Origin of the sequence: Jiulongibacter sediminis, from assembly GCF_001306455.1 — a bacterium.
In the GTDB taxonomy this organism is placed as follows: Bacteria; Bacteroidota; Bacteroidia; order Cytophagales; family Spirosomataceae; genus Jiulongibacter; species Jiulongibacter sediminis.
The window spans coordinates 1,170,626-1,191,675 of sequence record NZ_LGTQ01000005.1; the positions used below are offsets into that span (position 1 = coordinate 1,170,626).

General features: G+C 41.9%; 18 protein-coding genes. 10 read left to right on the forward strand and 8 right to left on the reverse strand.

Going from position 1 to position 21,050, the window contains the following annotated elements:
• Positions 1 to 182 precede the first annotated feature (182 nt).
• Positions 183 to 983 carry a pyrroline-5-carboxylate reductase gene (gene proC / locus AFM12_RS05215; protein WP_055144621.1) on the forward strand — a complete coding sequence of 267 codons (801 nt, stop codon included), beginning with the start codon at positions 183 to 185 and terminating at the stop codon, positions 981 to 983.
• A gap of 100 nt (positions 984 to 1,083) precedes the next feature.
• Here proC and AFM12_RS05220 read toward each other — a convergent pair whose 3' ends face one another.
• Positions 1,084 to 2,139, reverse strand: a complete 1,056-nt coding sequence (locus tag AFM12_RS05220; RefSeq protein WP_055144624.1) for a zinc-binding metallopeptidase family protein — start codon at positions 2,137 to 2,139, stop codon at positions 1,084 to 1,086.
• Positions 2,140 to 2,339: 200 nt separating this feature from the next.
• Here AFM12_RS05220 and AFM12_RS05225 point away from each other — a divergent pair, with 200 nt between their 5' ends.
• Both AFM12_RS05225 and AFM12_RS05230 read left to right on the forward strand, forming a co-directional pair.
• Complete coding sequence (locus AFM12_RS05225; RefSeq protein WP_229308461.1) at positions 2,340 to 3,284, forward strand: mechanosensitive ion channel family protein; 945 nt, start codon at positions 2,340 to 2,342, stop codon at positions 3,282 to 3,284.
• Positions 3,285 to 3,692: 408 nt separating this feature from the next.
• Positions 3,693 to 4,130, forward strand: coding sequence for a hypothetical protein (locus tag AFM12_RS05230; RefSeq protein WP_055144627.1), 438 nt, complete (start codon positions 3,693 to 3,695; stop codon positions 4,128 to 4,130).
• A gap of 63 nt (positions 4,131 to 4,193) precedes the next feature.
• On the opposite strand, the gene hxpB is transcribed toward AFM12_RS05230, so the two are convergent.
• Genes hxpB through bshA form a run of 4 tightly spaced genes read right to left on the reverse strand, consistent with a single transcriptional unit; the run spans position 4,194 to position 9,120 of the window.
• Entirely contained in the window at positions 4,194 to 4,859 is a 666-nt protein-coding gene (gene hxpB, locus AFM12_RS05235; protein WP_082391198.1) for a hexitol phosphatase HxpB, read from the reverse strand.
• A gap of 1 nt (position 4,860) precedes the next feature.
• On the reverse strand, positions 4,861 to 6,645 hold the full coding sequence (locus tag AFM12_RS05240) for an ABC transporter ATP-binding protein (RefSeq protein ID WP_055144633.1): 1,785 nt from the start codon (positions 6,643 to 6,645) through the stop codon (positions 4,861 to 4,863).
• Positions 6,642 to 7,961, reverse strand: coding sequence for an NAD(P)/FAD-dependent oxidoreductase (locus AFM12_RS05245; RefSeq protein ID WP_055144636.1), 1,320 nt, complete (start codon positions 7,959 to 7,961; stop codon positions 6,642 to 6,644). Before AFM12_RS05245 ends, AFM12_RS05240 begins: the two co-directional genes overlap by 4 nt.
• Positions 7,962 to 7,971: 10 nt before the next feature.
• Positions 7,972 to 9,120: an N-acetyl-alpha-D-glucosaminyl L-malate synthase BshA gene (gene bshA, locus AFM12_RS05250; RefSeq protein WP_055144639.1), complete on the reverse strand. Its 1,149-nt coding sequence runs from the start codon at positions 9,118 to 9,120 to the stop codon at positions 7,972 to 7,974.
• Positions 9,121 to 9,362: 242 nt separating this feature from the next.
• On the opposite strand from bshA, the gene AFM12_RS05255 reads away from it, so the two are divergent.
• Together AFM12_RS05255 and purN are read left to right on the forward strand one after the other, a co-directional pair.
• Positions 9,363 to 10,211, forward strand: coding sequence for a geranylgeranylglycerol-phosphate geranylgeranyltransferase (locus AFM12_RS05255; RefSeq protein ID WP_055145175.1), 849 nt, complete (start codon positions 9,363 to 9,365; stop codon positions 10,209 to 10,211).
• 162 nt (positions 10,212 to 10,373) lie between these two features.
• Complete coding sequence (gene purN, locus AFM12_RS05260; RefSeq protein WP_055144642.1) at positions 10,374 to 10,955, forward strand: phosphoribosylglycinamide formyltransferase; 582 nt, start codon at positions 10,374 to 10,376, stop codon at positions 10,953 to 10,955.
• Between the two features lie 53 nt (positions 10,956 to 11,008).
• Here the strand turns inward: purN and AFM12_RS05265 are convergent, their stop codons facing one another.
• Positions 11,009 to 14,395: a HEAT repeat domain-containing protein gene (locus AFM12_RS05265; RefSeq protein WP_055144644.1), complete on the reverse strand. Its 3,387-nt coding sequence runs from the start codon at positions 14,393 to 14,395 to the stop codon at positions 11,009 to 11,011.
• Positions 14,396 to 14,595: 200 nt separating this feature from the next.
• Between AFM12_RS05265 and AFM12_RS05270 the strand changes: the two genes are divergently transcribed.
• Positions 14,596 to 15,918, forward strand: coding sequence for a Gfo/Idh/MocA family protein (locus AFM12_RS05270; protein WP_055144647.1), 1,323 nt, complete (start codon positions 14,596 to 14,598; stop codon positions 15,916 to 15,918).
• Between the two features lie 46 nt (positions 15,919 to 15,964).
• Here the strand turns inward: AFM12_RS05270 and AFM12_RS05275 are convergent, their stop codons facing one another.
• Positions 15,965 to 16,435, reverse strand: coding sequence for a cytidine deaminase (locus AFM12_RS05275; RefSeq protein ID WP_055144650.1), 471 nt, complete (start codon positions 16,433 to 16,435; stop codon positions 15,965 to 15,967).
• A 107-nt stretch (positions 16,436 to 16,542) separates the two neighbouring features.
• On the opposite strand from AFM12_RS05275, the gene AFM12_RS05280 reads away from it, so the two are divergent.
• Positions 16,543 to 17,544, forward strand: a complete 1,002-nt coding sequence (locus AFM12_RS05280) for a hypothetical protein (protein WP_055144653.1) — start codon at positions 16,543 to 16,545, stop codon at positions 17,542 to 17,544.
• Between the two features lie 50 nt (positions 17,545 to 17,594).
• On the opposite strand, the gene AFM12_RS05285 is transcribed toward AFM12_RS05280, so the two are convergent.
• On the reverse strand, positions 17,595 to 18,167 hold the full coding sequence (locus AFM12_RS05285; RefSeq protein ID WP_055145178.1) for a DUF2911 domain-containing protein: 573 nt from the start codon (positions 18,165 to 18,167) through the stop codon (positions 17,595 to 17,597).
• A 187-nt stretch (positions 18,168 to 18,354) separates the two neighbouring features.
• Here AFM12_RS05285 and AFM12_RS05290 point away from each other — a divergent pair, with 187 nt between their 5' ends.
• The 3 genes from AFM12_RS05290 to msrA are packed head-to-tail and all read left to right on the forward strand — an operon-like array spanning position 18,355 to position 21,001.
• On the forward strand, positions 18,355 to 19,041 hold the full coding sequence (locus tag AFM12_RS05290; RefSeq protein WP_082391199.1) for an SGNH/GDSL hydrolase family protein: 687 nt from the start codon (positions 18,355 to 18,357) through the stop codon (positions 19,039 to 19,041).
• Positions 19,038 to 20,306, forward strand: a complete 1,269-nt coding sequence (locus AFM12_RS05295) for a kynureninase (RefSeq protein ID WP_055144656.1) — start codon at positions 19,038 to 19,040, stop codon at positions 20,304 to 20,306. Before AFM12_RS05290 ends, AFM12_RS05295 begins: the two co-directional genes overlap by 4 nt.
• 38 nt (positions 20,307 to 20,344) lie before the next feature.
• Positions 20,345 to 21,001, forward strand: a complete 657-nt coding sequence (msrA, locus tag AFM12_RS05300) for a peptide-methionine (S)-S-oxide reductase MsrA (protein ID WP_055144659.1) — start codon at positions 20,345 to 20,347, stop codon at positions 20,999 to 21,001.
• The last annotated feature ends 49 nt before the right edge of the window (positions 21,002 to 21,050 follow it).

A 21,050-nucleotide genomic window follows, 5' to 3' on the forward strand; every position in this document is an offset into this window, starting at 1 on the left:
ATCATGATGAACCAAAGTTTCAATTATGAAGATGATCAGTTTACGAGTGTCTTGATTTATCAATACTTTTCAATAAAACTCAAAGAACCCTTCTTTTCTTTGGTTAGCCACCATAGTTTTTATATACTTTCGCCGAATCAATAACAAGGGAGAATTTACCCTTAAAAAGTAAACAAACTTAAATGAAGTTATTAGTCATAGGAGCTGGTAATATGGGGCTCACGTATGGAAGAGCTATTGCAGATTCTCAAATCATGGGAGAGAAAGTCATGATCATGGATCTTGACCAGGACAAAATGAAAACTCTTGAGGAAGAGGGTGTTTTTGAAACCTACTCCTCACTCGAAGGCTGCGTTTCAGCTGCCGATATTATCATGGTGGCAGTTAAACCACAGCATAAAGATGGCCTTTTTGCAGAAATGAAACCAATGGTTAGACCGGAGCAATTGATTGTTTCTGTAATGGCTGGTGTAAAAATTGAAACTATGCAAAAGGCCCTGGGGCTTGAAAAAGTAGTGCGGGCCATGCCTAACCTCCCGGCCCAGGTGGGTCTTGGTATGACCACATATTACGCACCTGAAAATATTTCAGAAAAGGAAGTGGAGTTGGTAGACAAAATGTTAGCCTCCACCGGCCAATCTCTTCGTATTTTCAAAGAGGATGATATCAATACTTCCACCGCTGTGAGTGGCAGCGGACCGGCCTATATTTTCTATTTTATTCAGGGTATGCTGGATGGAGCCAAACATTATGGTTATGATGACGAAACGGCTAAAGCACTGGTTACCCAAACTTTTGCCGGGGCGTTAGAACAATTTAAACAGGGGGATCTAACCCCGGTAGAATGGATGGATCGTGTCGCTTCAAAAGGCGGGACCACCCGAGCTGCTCTCAATAAATTCGATGAAGAGAAAATTAGAGAAGGTATCAAAAAAGGAATGATTGCCTGCTACGAGAGAGCTATTGAGTTGAGTAAACTTTGATCTTTCGCTCTTAACATTCAGAGCCATTGGTGATTGCAATCTTTTGAAAAGAACGCTTAGAGCCAATGGCTTTTTTATAAACAAAAGTTTGAGAGGAAATCTATCGAATACGATGTCCTAAAAGAATCTCATGAATAAACTCCAGTTTTCTTTTAACCGGCTCTGATATAACAAAGGGATAAATATCAGGGATACCCATAGAACGATTCAGGCTATTAATAGCAAAGAAAAGAGGAACGGTTTCCTCTATTATCTTTTGAAAAGACACATTGGTATAAGGGTCAACACTTTGAATCTCCATGTGCTCGGTATTCGCCAGATGTGGATCTCCCTTTAGGCCGAAATGATAGGCGGTATCCATCGCATTGATGATATGAAGGTAATGAGCCCAGGTCTCAGCCCAATCTTCCCATGGGTGAGCTGTGGCATATTGGCTGATAAACGAATTCTGCCAATTTTTCAATCCGCCTGTCTGATAATAAGTTTTAAGCGATTGAGAATAATCAACCTTTTCATCTCCAAAAAGCTCTCTGAACCTTTGAAGGTGGTGCTCATCACTTAGAACAAGCCGGGGCCAGTAATAATGACCAATCTCATGCCTGAAGTGCCCCGCAAGTGATCGATAAGGTTCTTCCAAAGAAAGACGTATTTGCTCACGCTGAATAGAATCGGCCTCCGAAAGTACTATTGTGATTTCACCGCTTTTATGACCCGTCATCGGCTTATTCCCATTTTTATCAGGAACGGCTGATGACAAAAAATCAAAGCAAAACCCAGACAGGTCATTGTTTTTACTTATCACTGGTAGTCCCAATCGCTGTAACGAATAAATAAGCCTATGCTTTGCTTGCTCCAGCTTGGCCCAAAGTTCTTTATTTTCATCAATCCTCAGATCAGGTATGGTTCTGTTGAGGTTACAAGCTGTGCAATATGATGACGATTTATACTCCGGAACGAGCCAGTTACAAACGCCATGTTCTACATTTTTGCAGTAGGTGTACTGAGTGCCATTAATGGACCATGAAGAATCATAAGATGAAAGAGCAAACATTTCATTCACTGAATCAACGTACCCCAGCAGATGACCACAGCCTCCGCAATAGGAGTTTTCAAAAAAGACCGGTTGGTAGCAATGATTACATTGAAAGATTCGCATGGTATTGAATTAGGTGCACGATTAAACAAAAGAAAGTGCCATACCATTCAGTATTTCCTCTATATCTATAGTCCTACCTCAATGCCAGCAAAAAGTACTATTGTAGAAAAAACACCTCACCCTGCGTGTAGATAGGCAACACATTTGCTTCCCAGTCGACTCGCTGAAAAGAAACCAGCCGGAACATTGATTTAAGGACAATGGCAAACAAAATCAATTCATCTATGTTTGAAACAGACCTTTCCGCTTATAGCGAGCCCCTACAACTTATAGTCGAAAAAGTGATTGGCTGGGGCAAAACGGCTATAACCATGCTTCCAAACTTCCTGGTTGCCGTAATCACTGTCGTCATTTTTGCACTCCTTGCTAAACTTTTAAGTAAAGTAATCCATAAAATCTTATCCAAAACAACCAGTAACCTCACCCTTCAAAAGCTCTTCAAAAGAGTGGTTTATTTTGCTGTTTTAGCCGTTGGACTTTTTGTGGCTCTGGGAATACTGGAATTAGATAAGACGGTAACTTCATTACTGGCAGGTGTAGGTGTCATAGGGCTGGCTCTTGGTTTTGCCTTTCAGGACATCGCCTCAAACTTTATTTCAGGAGTTATTCTCGCGGTCAGAAGTCCCATCAGCATTGGAGATATCATTGAAGTTTCAAGACACATGGGAACCGTAACGGATACAAACCTTCGTGTTACGACCATCAAAACCTTTCAAGGTCAGGAAGTTTTTATACCTAATTCTAATATCCTGCAAGACGCTATTGTCAATTATACCACATACGGCAAAAGAAGAGTTGATTTGGCCGTGGGAGTATCTTATGGTGAAGACCTCAGAAGGGTAAGAGAGATTGTTCTCAAAACCATCGAAAAAATGGATAACGTTATAGACCCTGAAAATACTATCTTTTCTTACACCGGCTTTGGCGGGAGCTCCATTGATTTCGAAATTATGTTTTGGATTGAATACCCAAATAACCCGAGCTATCTGCAAATGAGAAGTGAGGCGATAATGTCCATCAAAGAAGCATTTGACCAAGCCAATATTACTATTCCGTTTCCTATCCGAACTTTGGATTTTGGTATTAAGGGTGGTCAAAAGCTTTCAGAAATGCAAATGCACATTAATGGAAGATCAGATAACTAGAGGAACTAACAAGTCATATCAAGGCCGGGAATCCCGGTCTTTTTTTGTCTTCAAATTGATATCATTAACCCAAAAAATGTAAGAGATCTAAACGGAAACAGTAGAGCAAAGAAAAAGCCTCCGAAAACCGGAGGCTTTTGTCTAACCCCTAAAATAAACCACTATTTTAAGATTATTATAACATGGCCGGTTTGGCCACAGATGTCTTTACTATAATAGAGTAACGTCATCACCCCCATCTGAGATTGCACAGTCTGCCACAATTTATTTAACGGTTCATTTACCATTAACAGTCATTAACAAACCCCTCACTAAACCCTTCATTACCATCGCAGTCTAAAAACCAAATGATTGAAACAAACAAATGGTTGTACTCAATCTCAACTTTAACTATAAATATTGTCAATTATGAAAAAGTTATTTGCCTTCGTCTTTTTGAGTTTATTTTTCGTAGGTACAACGTACGCCCAGTACGCAGGCAACCGAACCGAGGCCCGAAAGGGTAAAGTTTACGCAAGTAACGATTTTCACAGGGGGGCCTACGGCAGAAGTGTCCGAGGTGCCGGCATGAAAATCAACATAATGCAAAGAGAAGCCAGAGAGCGAATTGCCAATGGCATCATCAATGGAACGATTAATTCTTATGAAGCAGGAAGGCTTTTAGGAATTGCCGAAAAAATCGAAATAAAAGAAAACAGAATGTTACGCAATGGTCGCTTAACTGGAAATGAAGTAAGAGAGTTAGAGGACGATCTTATCAGATTGAATAAGATGATCATGCGAAACAAAAGAGATAATGACGTGGCCCCGGTAGATAACTACGGACGTCACGGAAGAAGATTCTAAGGGTTAAATGAGTAATAGTTTTGAGTAATGGAAACGGGCCGCCTTCTGGGTGGCCTGTTTTTTTTAAGTCAAAACACTCTCCAAATCTTCCAGACTTTTGATTTTCAAGTTAGCAATATTAAACTTCGGATCTTCAAACTCATGGTGACCAGGCACCGCCACAACCTGAGCACCGGAAGCTACAGCACCTTTCACTCCGCCGCCGGAGTCTTCCAAAATCAGACAATTTTCAATGGGCACGCCCAAAATCTTCGCAACCGTCAAATAAACAGCCGGATGTGGTTTATTGAATTCTTCAAGCTCGGCAGAGTGAAAAAAATCAAAGCTATCAGTAAGGTCAAATTTCTTTAAAACCATCCCGATCATATTGATTGGTGAGGCCGAAGCAAGACCTACCTTCCAATTCTTATTTTTCGCTAAACCGACAGCTTCTTTTAAACCGGGCATCAAAGTGGCTTCGGTTTTTATAGCTTCAGTAGCTTCAGCAAAAAGATCACTTTCCATTTGATCAAAATCCGGGTTTGGCCACGGTTTACGCTGAAACCAGTATTGAATAACTTCTTTCACCGGTTTTCCGGTGGTTTCCAGACAGTTTTCGGTGGAAAGCTCCAAACCGACTTTGCCAAAAACAATTTTCTCAGCTTTGTGCCAGCAGGGCTCTGAATTAACCAAAAGGCCGTCCATATCAAATATGACGGCCTCTATAATATCTTTATTTATCTTACTCATATTAAGCTTCTTCTTCCATGCTCATTTGCTTGTCGTACAGCTCTTTATATACGCCATTTGCATCAAGCAGACTTCCGTGCGTGCCTTGCTCCACTATTTTCCCGTCATCCAGAACCACTATCTTATCAGCCAGTTTTGCAGAACTAACCCGGTGAGAGATAATCACAGAAGTTCTATTTTCCATAATCCTCTCCAGATTATTCAGAATCTTATTCTCTGTATTGGTGTCAACTGCCGAAAGGCAATCATCGAGAATAAGTAGTTTCGGCTCACGCACAATGGCTCTGGCAATAGATAGTCTTTGTTTCTGTCCACCTGAAAGCGTTACACCCCTCTCCCCTACTTCGGTTTCAAAACCATCTTTGAAGCCAAGGATATTCTCGTACAAGTCGGCATCTTTAGCTGCCTGTTCTATGGCCTCATCCTGAATTTCAGGACTTCCAAAGCGAATATTATTTCGGACGGACTCAGAGAACAAAAAGACATCCTGCGGCACATACCCTATCTGAGATCTCAGATTTTGAATATTATATTCTCTAATGTTATGATCGTCAATCAAAATATCACCGGAAGTGGTATCATACATCCTGAGTAATAAATTAGCGATGGTACTCTTCCCTGACCCAGTGGTCCCCAGAATTGCGACAGATTCGCCCGGTAAAACATCAAGATTAAAATCTTTAAGAGCATGAATACCCGAATCAGGATAAATAAAATTGACATTCTCAAAATGAATAGCTCCGACGATTTCAGTCTTCAAATTTTTCTCTGAAATAATATCATTTTTGACATTCAAAAACTCATTGATGCGATCCTGCGAAGCCGCAGCCTGCTGAATTTGACTTGTGGTCCAGCCCAAAGCCGTCAAAGGCCAGGTGAGCATGAACACATACATGATAAATTCCGTGATATTACCCGGGGTCAGTAAACCGGCTACAATCTCCTGACCACCCACATACACACAAATCACCGTACTAAGCCCAATCAAAAACATGATCAACGGGAAGAACAAAGCATCCACTTTGGTAAGATCAAGCTGTTTTTCACGATAAATATTGCTTTCCACCTCAAAACGCTCCAGCGAGCTTTTCTCACGGGCAAAAGCTTTGATGATACGAATGCCACTAAAAGCCTCTTGTACGTAAGTTGAGAGCTTTGACAAGCTCTTCTGAATCATCGCCGAACGCTTATTGACAATACTACTCACAAAGAAAATACTGATAGAGAGCACCGGCATCGGTACTAATACCCACCAGGTTAATCTGGCATTGACAGAAAACATATAGCCCAAAATGAGGACCACTAAAGTCACCATATTCAGCAAATACATGATGGAAGGGCCGATGTACATTCTCACTTTACCGACGTCCTCAGAAATACGAGCCATCAGATCGCCCGTCGAGTTTCTTCTGTAAAAGCTTAGTGGAAGCGATTGATAATGATCAAAAATCTCATTTTTCATGTCAAACTCCACATGGCGAGACATCACAATAATAGTTTGTCTTACCAAGAAGAGGAAAAAGCCTTTCAGGATGGCCATGACCAGAATAAGCACACCATACACGCTCAGGCTGTAAGCAAAAACACCATACATACTTTCCTGTAGATCAAGCCCATCATACATGAAGTAGATGTCAATATTCTCCTTCACCAAATCCAGGGCATGACGTACTACCTGAGCTGGAATAACCCCAAAAAGGTTTGAGATTAAAGTAAACAAAGCACCCAAAACAAGGTACCATTTGTACTTCCAGAGGTATTTATTCAGATATGCTAAACTTTTCATTTATTGACTTTACTCCGGTAAATGTTCGCTTCTATGGTCTTACCAAACAGCTTTGGTTTAATAATCAATCTTAAGGACTGGTCATAGGTGATGTAATTCCAGAGCCAATTGATAAACACCATGACTTTGTTTTTCAGGCCCAAGATACCCATCAAATGCACAAACATCCAGACCAACCATGCAAAACCACCCTGAAAACGCCAGTAAGGTAGATCAACGACGGCGAGATTTCGACCCACTGTGGCCATTGAACCCAGATCTTTATATTCAAATGGAGTCGTTTTTTCTCCTTTTATGAGTTGATAAATGTTTTGTGCCAGCAATTTCCCTTGCTGAATAGCCGGCTGTGCCATTTGCGGATGCCCATGAGGATATTCTTCAGAAATCATCATGGCCTGATCCCCAATAGCGAAAATATCTTCATATCCTTTCACCTGGCTTATTTCATTGACAAGCATACGACCATTCCTGGCATATGATTCCGGGTCAATTCCTTCAATCGTATTACTCTTAACACCAGCGGCCCAAACCACATTATTGGTTCTGATTCTTTCACCCTTATTGGTTGTAGCGTATTTTCCGTCGAAATCTGCAATTCTCTCACCTAGCCGCAACGTAACTCCCAAGGCCTCCAGATAATCGGCTCCTTTTTCGGCAGCTTGTTCTGACATTCCAGGGAGTACACCGTTTGAGGATTGAAAAAGGTAGATTTTCATTTTGTTGAAATCCAGCTCAGCATAATCCTTTGGTAGAATGATGTTCCGCATTTCAGCCAAAGTTCCTGAAACTTCAACTCCCGTAGGACCTCCACCGACTACCACCACACTCATCAGCCCTTCCTGTTCTACTTCGTCAGGTTCAGAGAGAGCGTCTTCAAAATTTTGCAGAACTCTGTTTCTCAAATAAATAGCCTCCGATACAGATTTCATTGGCATGGCATGTTTCTGAATATTGTCCATGCCATAATAATTGGTATCCGCCCCCATGCCAAGTACCAGGTAGTCATAATTGATAACCCCAATATCGGTTTGAAGCTGCTTTATTTGGGTATCAACAGAATTGACCACCGTTACTCTGACGTGAATATTTTTCTGGTGATGAAAGATTTTCCGGAGTGGAAAGGCGATGGAACTGGGCTCCAGACCGGCCATAGCTACCTGATAAAACAGAGGCTGAAACTGGTGGAAATTGTTCTTATCAACCAGTACCACCTGTACATCATATTTGCACAGTTTCTGGGCCAAAGTTAGGCCTCCAAAACCGGCACCGATGATTACTATTCTTTTTTGACCCGTTTCCGGTAAATTTGCAAACATTCAGAAATTCTTAATTAAGAGCCATGGTTTCTGCTTTTACCTTCTCTATGATCTTACGATAGTAGGCTTCGTACTTTGGCACTATATTCTTGATATCAAATTCCTTCGCTCTCTTCAAGGCATTTGTCTTAAATGTAGCCAGATTTTCATCAGAAAGTATATGCAAGGCATTTTTGACCATGTCATCCACATCGCCAATTTCGCTCATGAAGCCAGTGACTCCGTTGACGTTTAACTCAGGTAATCCACCGGCATTGGTACTGATCACAGGCACCTCACAGGCCATAGCTTCAAGGGCCGCTAAACCGAAACTCTCCTTTTCTGAAGGCATAAAAAAGAGATCAGCCACAGAAAGAACCTCTTCAATCACATCCAGTTTACCTATGAAACGAATGTCATCACACAGGCCAAGGTCTCTGCAGAGTTTCTCCATTTTGACACGCTCAGGGCCGTCACCAATCAGCAGAAGCTTTGACGGTATACTTTCTCTGATTTTGCCAAAGGCCGTAATTACATCCCCGATTCTCTTTACACGTCTGAAGTTCGAAATATGAACTATTAATTTCTCGTCGTTCGGACAAATGATTTTTTTGAAATGATCTTTTTCCTGCTTGTGGAATCTGCTCATATCCACAAAATTGGGAATTACTTCAATCTCGTTCGTGATTTTGAACGTGTTGAAAGTATCTTTTCTAAGGTCATCTGAAACCGCGGTTACCCCGTCAGACTTATTGATACTAAAAGTAACCACCGGTTTATAAGTTCTGTCTTTTCCCACTACAGTGATATCAGTACCATGCAGCGTAGTCACCACCGGAATATGAATACCCTCTGTTTCCAGAATTTGCTTCGCCAAAAAAGCCGAAGTAGCATGAGGTATGGCATAATGCACATGCAACAGATCCAGCTTTTCGTACTTGACCACATCTACCATTTTACCGGCTAAAGCCGACTCATATGGAGCGTATTGAAAAAGAGGATAAGAAGAAATATCAACCTCGTGATAAAAAAGATTCTCGTTAAAGAAGTCAAGTCTTATGGGCTGTGTGTAGGTGATAAAATGCACCTGATGACCATTTAGAGCCAATTCTTTGCCCAGCTCGGTGGCTACAACACCGCTACCCCCAAAAGTTGGATAGCATATTATACCAATTTTCATGTGTTTAATTTCTATTTATTTTCAGCGGTCACATGCGACCTTTGATGATTGAAATAATCATTCTCCTGAGTGATTAATGATAATTTCAATCATGTCGGTTTCATTTTATAAACTTCTAAGTTTTGCTGTAATTAAGGGTACAAGTCAGCACCATAACGCCTAATCTTTTTAAATAATTCTTCCGACTCTCACTCCTTTTGCTTTTATGATCGTTTATTTTGAAAGACGAATTCAAAACAGGCATGTTGCTCATTCAAAAATTCTTTGAACTTATTCGCTGGAAAAACCTGCTGATCATTTTACTAACGCAATACATGGCCAGAGTTTTTCTGGTGGGTAAAGGTAACTCTATTCCTGAGTCTCTTTTGGATAAAAATCAATTTCTGATTTCGCTTTCAACTCTCCTTGTGGCAGCGGCCGGATATATCATCAATGATTATTTTGACATCAAAATTGATCAGGTCAATAAACCGGAGGAAGTGGTGATAGGCCGTTTTATAAGACGTCGCCATGCCATGCTCGCCCACCAAATTCTCAATGTCTCGGCAGCAGTAATATCTTTTACACTGGGCTGGAAAGTTTTTGCTGTTAATGTTATCGCCATGACCATGCTTTGGTTTTACGCCAGCGTGTTCAAAAAGCTGCCTTTTATTGGCAATTTTATGGTAGCGGGACTTACTGGAGCCGCCTTAGTGGTAATGGCAGTTTTCTACACTGAAAACGATTTGCTCATTAATATTTATGCCCTTTTCGCCTTCGGCATAACGCTCATCAGAGAAATCATCAAAGACATTGAGGATATCAGAGGTGATAAAAAGTACGGGAGTACTACCCTCCCAATAATCTGGGGTATTCGTAAAACCAAGTTTCTTCTTTTCCTTTTCATGATTGGTTTTGTGGTTTCTGTGGCCTTTATGGGTATAGCCTTGCATAACAAAAAGCTGTCGCTGTCTTTTCTTCTTTTGGGCATTCCTTTTCTTTATTTGGCTTTTCGCCTTTACTTTGCCGACCGCAAGAGCCACTTTGCCCAGCTCAGTTTCTGGTCAAAGGTTATTATGATTCTGGGCGTGGGAAGTATGGTGTTTGTGTGATGAGGTTTGGGGTCGGAAGTTTGAAGTTTTATGACCGATGACGGGTGACCGGGGACCAGTGTCTGAATATTGATTCCTGACAAATAAAACTACCTCCGGTGTGATAAACATCTGATGTCTCTTGTCTTACATCTTTTGTCTTAAGTCTTATTTCTTAAAAAAATGTCCTTCAGTAAAAAAAGAATAGCCATTTTCGCTTCAGGTAGCGGCTCAAATGCCGAAACAATAACCCGATATTTTGAGAAAAAAGACAATGTAATTGTCAGCCTTTTCCTGACCAATAATGCTGAAGCGGGTGTTATTAAGCGTGGAAAAAGATTGGGGATTCCAACTGTTGTTTTTTCAAAAAAGAACTTTTCGGAGAGAAACGATGTGGTTAAAATTCTTGAAAATCTCCATATTGACTTTGTCGTCCTCGCTGGTTTTCTCTGGCTAATTCCTGAATCTTTAATTAAAGCCTATCCCAACAAAATCATCAATATTCATCCGGCACTTTTACCAAAATATGGTGGTAAAGGTATGTGGGGACATTTTGTTCACGAAGCGGTGGTTGAGAATAAAGAAAAAGAGAGTGGAATCACCATTCATTTTGTCAATGAACATTATGATGAGGGTGAAGTTATTTTTCAGGCCAGTTGCGAAGTCACTTCATCAGATACTCCCGAAGATGTAGCCCGTAAGGTTCAGGTTTTGGAACATGAACATTTTCCAAGGATAGTTGAAGAAATTTTGCAGAAGCTATAAACCAAAAAGAGAGGGCTTTCGTTAAGAAAGCCCTCTCTTTTTTCACTACGATTTTATTTCTTCAAGTTCGAAAGAAACTCAATCACATCTCTCATTTGTCGTCTGTCCATCAATGAAGCCATTGGAGGCATTCCTGAAGGGAAATTCTGACGATCTGTAATTCTGCTTTTGGCTACTTCCAGCGGTTCGGCAGCAGAAGTTCTAAGGATTAATTCATCCTCGGTTTCCTGCTCAAGAATACCTGTCACTTCCTGACCATCTTTGAGCGTCAAGGTTACAGTACCATAACCCGGAGCCAGACGTGCACTTGGCTCAACCAAAGCCTGAAGAAGCTCTTTACGCTCCAAAGTATTGCCTATATCTGACAAATCAGGCCCTACTGTACCTCCCTGGCCGCCAATGGCATGGCAACGGATACACTGACCGGTTTCATTTCTGGTGAAATACATATAACCATCACGACGACTTCCACCGTACAGCACATCGGCATACTCCTCAAAAATATTTCCTTTTGGAATCGCCTCGTCGAGTTTTTGAGCCAAAGTTTCTGAACCTGCTGCAGCAATGGCTTCAGATAGGTCAAGTCTTAATTCCTTTGGCAGTTTTTCATTTTTGAGTTGAGAAATCAAGTTCTCAAAAACAGATTCCGTTTTAGCCAGCGGCATTTGCCCCAAACTCTTCAATAATTGCTGTTTTTCACCCAAGCTACCCTTGTCAAGGACATTTTCAACCATTCCAGGTAAGAGATCAGCTGAAACATCAACCTTATTCAAAAGACTAAGAGCCGTGGTTCTCACATTTCTATTTTTATCTGCCAAAGCTTTATCAACCAACTGACCAATCTGCGGATATGATAAAGCCGAAAGCCCTTCAAGTATGGCCGACTTGGTCTCTTCGGAGTTTGTTTTATCGTACAGACCAGCCATTTTGTTGTTAAACCCTCTGATTCCTAAATCTTTCAATAAACCAATTGCCGCTTGAACTACTGCCTCATTGCTATCATCCAGAAAACCTGCAACTTTCGGTATTACTATATTCCTTACATGCTCTCCATCCCGCTTAATGACACCTCTGTAGCGACCGTCCACCCGGTCTAGTACAGAAGGCTCAGCCCAGGTGCCTATTGTAGCCAGAGCTTCAGCTTTCATAGCATCGCTCACATCGGCACGTTGTGCAAAAGCCAGAAGGTCATTTAATTGTTTATCACCTCCAACGCGTAAAGCGGCATTGATAGCCCTTCTCAGAATAACTTCTGAGGAGATGGCATCATCATTCACAAGATTTGCCAAAGCCGGTAAAGCCTCAGGTACAGACCAGTCATCATTGATAGCTCTCGCAGCCTCGGCCACCACATATTGCTCATGATCGTTGAGGAAATCGGCAAGTTTGGGGTCCTGCCATTTTCTCAAAACCATTACAGCTGCAGTTCTCAATGCTTTTGAAGGGTGATTCACCAGATCATAAACCGGCTCCTTATCGCCGATTCTGGAGAGAGCAAGAACAGCCGCATGTCTGATATATAAATCCTCATCATTGTTTTGTTCCAAAAGTCCAAGCAAACGATTGACTGCAGGCTTATGTTCAATTCGACCCAAGGCCTGAGCTGCATAAAATTGAATTCTTGGATTCATTGAGCTCAGCAACTGAGTTAGTTTGTTTCCTGCCTCTTTATACCTTACATCACCAAGAACTTTCGCAGCCTGAGCTACAATTTCGCCATCCGAATCTTCCAAGAACGGAACCAGTCTGAAAGCTTCACTATTATTACTGGAAGCCACCTGGCCAATTCCCCAAATACCATGAACACGAGCCAATTGATTCTCGGTCTGATTGATTGCTTTCGTAAATTGATTAGAGGCACCTGAACGAGTTGCTAATTCGAATTGAGCTTTTTGTCTTATTCTCTGATCAGCGTAGAACAACAAACCATACAAATCATCATCAGACATCCCTTCGTAATCAGCAGCCATAAGCTCTTTTGTTCTGGCTCTTTCTGCCTTCAGATCATTATCTTCAACATCGACTTTCCAGATACGTCCGTAATCTTTCGTACCCCAGCCGTTAATCCAGTCAGCGGCATAAAGAGCACCATCCGTTCCAAAACGAATGCCTGTGGCCAAAACACCATTCACCATATCCACTTCAGAGTTGAAATCAAACGTAGCCCCTTTTTGCTTCAGGTCAAACGACCAGATATGTGCTCTTGAAGGTGTTCCGGTGAACTCAACAAGGAAAAACTTGTTTAGCCAGTCTTTTCCCAAAGCAGTGCCCGGGTTATACAGCATACCGGTAGGGCCGTTATGATAATTCCTGATAGGCGGAAGAAAATACGCTGCCTGCCCCTCCTGACGAGGCTTGTACATTTCTTCATCCATCCAGATTTTGTAGCCATTATTTCTTGGGTCGGTATATTTACCAAACTGCCAGTTGATACGCCAGCCACTGTCAGAACCTTCTACAATATGTACCAAACGCTCAGATTCACCACGGTGATCACCATCATTATCTGAACTGATCAAATTGCCGTACTCATCAAAAACGAACTCATGCGTATTTCTGTGGCCATGAGAGAAAACCTCAAAGTCTGAGCCATCAGGATTACATCGAACTATAACTCCCTGATTCGGGAAATGATGCTTTTTCCCCGTTTGATCAATCATACTTAAACCGGGATCACCGATTCCCCAGTAGATTTTACCATCCGGTCCTTCAATCAGGCCTGACATTCCGTGACCACCGAAACCAATATGAATATTGAATCCATGGGCTATGGAGGTTTTCTTGTCATAGTAACCATCGCCATTCGTATCTTCTATTCTCCACAGATCTGGACCCAAACCGATGAAAGCATCATTCCTTCTAATGAGTAATGCACCGGCTACATCCGTTATTTCTTCGTTGAAGTCTTTCAAAACCTGAGTTGAAACATCAGCAAGACCATCTCCGTCAGTATCTTCAAGCCTCCAGACTTCCTCCTGCTCTACAGCCAGATCTCGCCAGTCATGCGAGCCATCACCATTCAGGTCTTTCAACCAATCATTATCATCAGATTTTTGAGGATCAAACACCTTTCTCAGAAAAGCCCTTCTGTCCTCCACAGATTGAAGTGCGATTGACTCGGTCATCCAGTCACGGTGTCCACGAATGTCAAACTCAGAGTTTTTCTGACGATTGGTTCTGGTCAGATAGATCCTATTCTGGTCGTCAATAGACATGGCGATGGGATCCGGAGCCAATGAATCCGTAGCCCAAATATTGATTTTTAAACCATCGGCCAACTTGATAGGAGTTTCACCCTCTATTTGTTTGGCGTAAGCAGCATCATCTGCACCTGCTATTATTTGAACTAGAGATCCTGATTTCTGGGCCACCTTCATGCATGACCAAACGGTTACCGAACCCAGCAGAAGAGCTCCGGCAAAACGAAATGTTTTATTCATAGGGATGTATTAGTAAAGAATTAGACCTGCAATTTACATGACCTAATGTGCTTGCAAAAATTTTATCCGCAGAACTACCACTTTTGAAGACCAAAACCAATCAAAAAGCGAATTTGATCAAAGCCCCGGGCTGTGAAGGATAGTTGATCCCAGGAATTAATTAGTTTTGTCGGGATATATTATTAACTCAACCTATTGAAATGAAGAATACCAGAAGAGACTTTATCAAGACTTCGGCTCTTGGTGTGGCTGGCATGGCCTTCTCAGCCAAAAGTTATGCCCGAATCATCGGAGCCAATGATCGTATTAATATCGCTACAGCCGGTCTGAACGGCCGCGGACGTGCTCACCTGAACATGGCTCGCTCGCTGAAAAATCAAATCAATGTCATCGGACTTATTGACCCGGATAGCCGTGTTTTTGCAAAATGCTTCAAAGATTTTAGTCAAATTCTTGACAGCAGCACCAAAACAATGGCAGACTACAGAAGGGCTCTTGAAAACAAGGACCTTGATGCTCTGACCATAGCTGCCCCTGACCATTGGCATGCTCCCATGGCAATTGAGGCTATGAAGGCAGGTAAACATGTTTACTTAGAAAAGCCTTGCTGTCATAACCCGGCAGAAGGTGACATGCTGAAAGCCGCAGTAGCCAAATATGGAAAAAAGTTACAGATCGGAAATCAGCAGCGTTCATCACCCACAACCACCGCATTGAAAGAAAGCCTTGACAGTGGTATTATCGGCGATGTTTATTATGCCAAAACCTGGTATGAGAATAATCGTGGAAGTATAGGAACCGGTCAGAAAATGGCTGCTCCCGCAGAATTTGACTGGGATCTATGGCAAGGACCTGCTCCAAGAAAAGACCTGATGGACAACTATATACATTATAACTGGCACTGGTTCTGGCATTGGGGTACAGGCGAAATCAGCAATAATGGTCTTCATGAAATGGATGCTGCCCGTTACCTGCTGGGTGTTGATCTGCCTTCAAAGGTTTCTTCTGCAGGTGGCCGGTATGCCTGGAATGATGACTGGCAGTTCTGGGACACACAAAATGCTTCTTTCGAGTTCCCTGAAGGTAAAATGATTACCTGGGAAGGTAAAAGCTGTAATGGAATGGATGTACATGGCAGACCGGGAGGCCGCGGCACCTGGGTTTACGGAACGCAGGGGACTGCTGTTGTGGATCGTGGTGGCTATCAGATTTTTGACAAGTCAAATCGTGAGATTAAGGCGGAGTATGAGCGAAACAGTAGCTCTTCCGTTGATACCTTAGGGGTAACCGGCCTTGATAATTATCACATGCAGAATTTCGTAAATGCGGTTACAAAAGACGAAAGTCTGAACTCACCTATTGATGAGGCCGTGAAAAGCACATTGCTTTGTCATTTGGGCAATATGTCTCAGAAGTTCAATAAAACATTAACTGTGGATACCAAAACCGGTAAACCACAGGATGCTGAAGCAATGACACTTTGGGGACGTACTTACGAAAAAGGCTGGGAGCCAAAAGTGTAACCACGTCATCTTATTGTAAATAAAGGGTCTCAATCGAGACCCTTTATTATTTCACTTCCTTAAGTTCAAAATGAAAAGGCAAAAACTGGTTAACATCAGATGCCACAAAAACCTGATCTGTCAAATCCCACATCCAGACTTCAATAGGACTTTTTTGACGATTCCGGATATCTGAAATTACCTGCAGACAACCGGCACAGGGCACAAGCGGGACCGGTACTTCATACTTCTCTGACTTGGCACAGACCGCTATTCGAATAACCCTATCTGACAAATCTTTGGCACATTGAAAAAGGGCAACCCGCTCAGCACAGAGACCGGAGGGAAAAGAGGAATTCTCCTGATTAGCACCGAGAACTACCTCTCCACTTTCTAATTGCACCGCACAGCCTACATAAAATTCGGAATATGGAGCATAAGATTTTTGGGTAGCCTCCAAACTTTGTTTGAGAAAACTCTGGTCAGTTTCCCTGAGACTTTGGAAGGAAATTGGTTGCAATTCTACGTTCTTTTTCATGAGTTTGCTGTTGTAGTGTAATCAGAAGTTAGTATCAAAGAATCTGACCTCCGTCATACTTATTGAGCTCAATCTACACTAATTTGTTTGAACAAAACGACGTTAGTATGAAAACAACATATTGGAGCTTCCTGATTCTATTAAGCCTTTCACTAGCCTGCCGAACTCAAAGAACTGTTGTCGTTGAGCCTAGTAGTTATGATATTTCCGATAATCTTGATCTTAAAGCGGTCGGTGATTTATTTGGCCGCTCAAGGGATTTAAGGGAGTTTGAACGTAAGCTAAACGACCCCGAAAACCGAATTTCTAACCTTGATCTTAATGGAGATGGTTTTGTGGACTATCTGAGGGTAATGGAGTCAACTCAGGGGTATACTCATGTGGTAACCATCCAAGCAGCCATTGGTCAGGACCTATTTCAGGATGTCGCCACCATTGATGTAGACCGTGACAGGAATCAAAGAGCTTATGTTCAGATCATTGGTCACCCTTATTTCTATGGGCCGGGTTACATCATTCAGCCATCCTATTATTACACTCCACTATTTTATGATACATTCTGGAACTCCGGCTACATGATTTGGAGATCGCCGTATTATTACAACTATTATCCCTCCTATTTCTCGCCATGGAGACCATTTACCATCAATAATTATATCACTCACATCCATCAGTACCGCGATAACAGAGTAAATTATATCATTGCCGAGCAAAGGAGAAGCAGCACGGCTTCACAATTGCAAAACAATATTCAACGGAATGATTATACCTCAAAAAATCCTCAGCAATCATTTACTCAAAGAAATCAGGACGTGAGAAACAAGGCTGAAATGGTGGAGCGTAGAGACAGAACTCAGCAATCTGATAATATCAGAAGGCAAACGCCTTCAAGCCGGGAAACCAGCCCAAGCCGAACTCAACGAGACACAAGAACCCGGACTGAAACACCTTCTAACAGAGACAGCGGTAAGGAAAGACAGCGACAGCCGAGTAGTACCAGATCAAATGACTCTGACAGTCGTGGAAGCAGCAGCTCAGACAGAAGTGGCGGTTCATCACGGGGAAGCAGCTCTTCCGTTGGATCGAGCCGTGGTAGTGGAAGAAATTAAACTGAAAAAGCCCCGAAATCGGGGCTTTTTCAATTATCAATATTTCCTTTTTAAAGTATCTCAATAGGAAACTCGACAACCGTATTTTCCCAACCGGCTTTCAGATGAGCAACTCCCGGAGAGCCCTCATAAAAAATAATAGAAAAAGCCTCAAGTGTCTTCTCTGATTTTGCGGTAGGAGCTGAAACCGAAGCAAGCGTCTTTGAGGTGTCATACCCATAATTACCCCATCCATCTAATCTTGGATGCACATGAAGGGTCCATTGATTTTCTGAAGGCGTACAGTATAAAGTGTAACGACCAGGAGCTAAAACCGTCTCTCCTACTTTTACATTCGTGTAAAAAGTAATTTCAGTAGATTCATTTGCACCGAATCTCCAGTCCTGATCATACTTCACTAATTCGCCAAAAATCTTACGACCTTTCATTAAAGGACGAGAGTAAATCACTTTAATTCTCGGCATTAAAGCTGCTTTTTCGTCCGCCGTTTTAGAGAAACCTGCCCGATGAGCTCCATTCGGATAATAGGCTAAATCCATGACACTTTGGTCTACCTCAGCAAACTCCTGAGCCGAAACCTGATAACTCAATGCCACCAGAAGGGCAATAATCATTTTTTTCATTCTTACGATTTTATTGTTCGTTTGAAAGTAAGAAGAATACACATCTTCTGAAAGAAAAGAATAGTAAACCAATCTGTTTTGAAGATCAAAAAAGATAATTGCAATGACTTGGAATCAAATCAAGCCGTTCATCTGTTTCCAATGAATGAACGTATATTGAGCCTTAATCAGCCTTCCAAATTATCAAATGAAGTATCTATTTCTCATCATTTCAGTATTTGTGGTAGCCTGTCAGAAAAAAACAGCTCCATCTTCTTCAGCTTTGGGTTCTTCCCTCAGGTATTTGGCTCTGGGCGATTCCTATACCATAGGCGAGAGTGTAGCTGAGGAAAAAAGATGGCCCGTTCAATTATCAACTAAACTTCAAGCTGATGGTTTTGACATGGGTCAACCACAAATCATTGCCCGTACAGGATGGACTACGGATGAACTGGATCGGGGAATCAATCAGGCCAATCCTATGGGTGAATTTGACTTGGTTTCACTACTTATTGGCGTAAACAATCAATACCGCGGAAGATCGTCCACTGAATTTGCAAGTGAGTTTGAGGCCTTACTCAAAAGAGCCATCGATTTTGCGAATGGTAAAAAGGAAAGAGTTTTCGTGGTTTCCATCCCTGATTATGGTGTAACCCCTTTTGCCATAAACAGAAACCCGGATAAAATTGGCAGGGAGATCGATGAATTCAATGCAGCACAGAAAAGAATCTGCGAAAAATATCAAATCGATTTTTACGATATTTCTCCGATTTCAAGAGAAGCTGACCAAAAGCCTTCTTTGGTGGCCGGGGATGGGCTTCATCCCTCAGGTGAAATGTACAAGCTGTGGGTAGAATCATTCTATGATAAGGTCAAACAAAAACTTGGTAAATGAATTTGAGAGAAATAGCCCTGCAAAAAGACCGTTTATCCGACGGTCCGGGGCGATATAAAGATCACTTTGAAATTCCTGATCAGACCATCTATTTGGATGGCAATTCCCTTGGCCCTCCACTAATCAAATCTTTAGAAGTTGTTAAAAAAACAACTGAAGAAGAATGGCAGAATCGACTCATCAGAAGCTGGAATGAGGATTGGCTTGAAAGCTGGGCAAGGATATCCCATAAAATAGCCACGCTGATCAATGCCGAGCCCGGAGAGGTGATTGTGACCGATTCTGTTTCCGTAAATCTGTATAAACTTGCTTTTGCAGCTATTGCTCTGCAGCAAAACCGAAAAGAAATACTTACCGACAACCTGAATTTTCCATCTGATATTTACGTGCTTCAAGGCCTGACTAAAAACCACTTTCAGGCTAAAATCCTGAATATTCTGGAGCAAAAAAACGAAGACAAGGTTGAAGAAAATATTCTGAATCATATCAACTCAGAAACCGCTTTAGTCACCTTCAGTCATGTCAGCTTTCAATCAGCCAGGCGTTATCAGATGGCTGAAATAAATCAAAAAGCTAAAGCCTTTGGAGCTATCAACCTTTGGGACTTCAGTCATTCCATTGGTGCCGTGCCCATTGATGTAAAAGCTTCCGGTGTTGATTTGGCTGTTGGATGTACTTATAAATATCTCAATGGTGGCCCGGGGGCACCTGCTTTTCTATTTGTTCGTAAAGAGCTTCAAAAACAACTGCGAAACCCGATCCAGGGCTGGTTTTCTCATCAAAACCCTTTTGAGTTTGGTTTATCTTTCAAAAGAAAGGAAAACGCCTGGCAGTTTGCCATCGGCACTCCTTCGGTGATATCCCTGAAGGCAATTGAACCCGGACTTGATTTACATCTGAAAGCCAGTTCAGCCCAATTATGGGAGGAGTCAAAAGAGCTTTTTGAATATTTTTTACTATATTTTCAGAATTTTCTGAAAGGAAGAAATTTTTCAATTTCATCTTCCTCTAATCCAGAATTTCGAGGTTCTCATATTGCTCTTCATCACTCGGAAGCCTACCGAATAAATCTTTCATTGATACATCCTCGTACATCCGAAAAAACATTTATCACTGATCACCGACCGCCGGATATCATCCGAATCGCACTAACTCCGCTTTATTTGGGTTTTAAGGATATCGCAGACTTTTGTGAGCGGCTTATTGAAATTATTGATAGTAAAGAATACGAAAATCATTCTTCGGAGAAACTTGGCGTTATTTAATTGACTCGACTTTCTCTCGAAGAACTAAAAATTAAACGATGAAAAACTTACTTTTGGCAAGTCTACTACCTCTTCTGGCCTTCTTTCAACTTAGAGATTGTGAGGGCGGTAACCAACAAAACTCTGCCTATGAGGCCCCATCTGCCGATGAATTGGCGAAACTAGAAACCGCTTATTTTGCCAGCGGCTGCTTCTGGTGCGTAGAAGCCATTTACGAGAGTGTCAAAGGCGTTAAAGAAGTGGTTTCAGGCTATAGTGGAGGGTTTAAAAACAATCCCACTTACGAACAGGTGGGTCGTAAAACCACGGGGCATGCTGAAACTGTGGCGGTTTATTATGACCCTACCGTGGTCAGTTTTAAAACTTTGGTTGATGTCTTTTACGGTTCGCAAGACCCTACTACCTACGGACAGCGACCTGACTTTGGCGAGCCCTATCGTTCGATTATTTTCTATGAGAACGATAAAGAAAAGGCAATTGCTGAGGCGGCCAAGGAGGCTGTTCAAAAGAACTACTCAAAACCCGTGGTTACTGAAATTAAAAAGTTTGAGAAATTTTGGCCGGCAGAAGACTACCACCAGAATTACGAAAAACTGAACCCAAACCAGCCTTACGTAAGGTCAGTATCGGTACCGAGATTAAACCGTTTTAAAGAGAAGTTTCCTGAGTTGCTGAAGGAGGGAGAGAAACTTTAAATAAACAATATTCAAATTTCAGTTTTTTGATCCCTGATCATTGAAATTA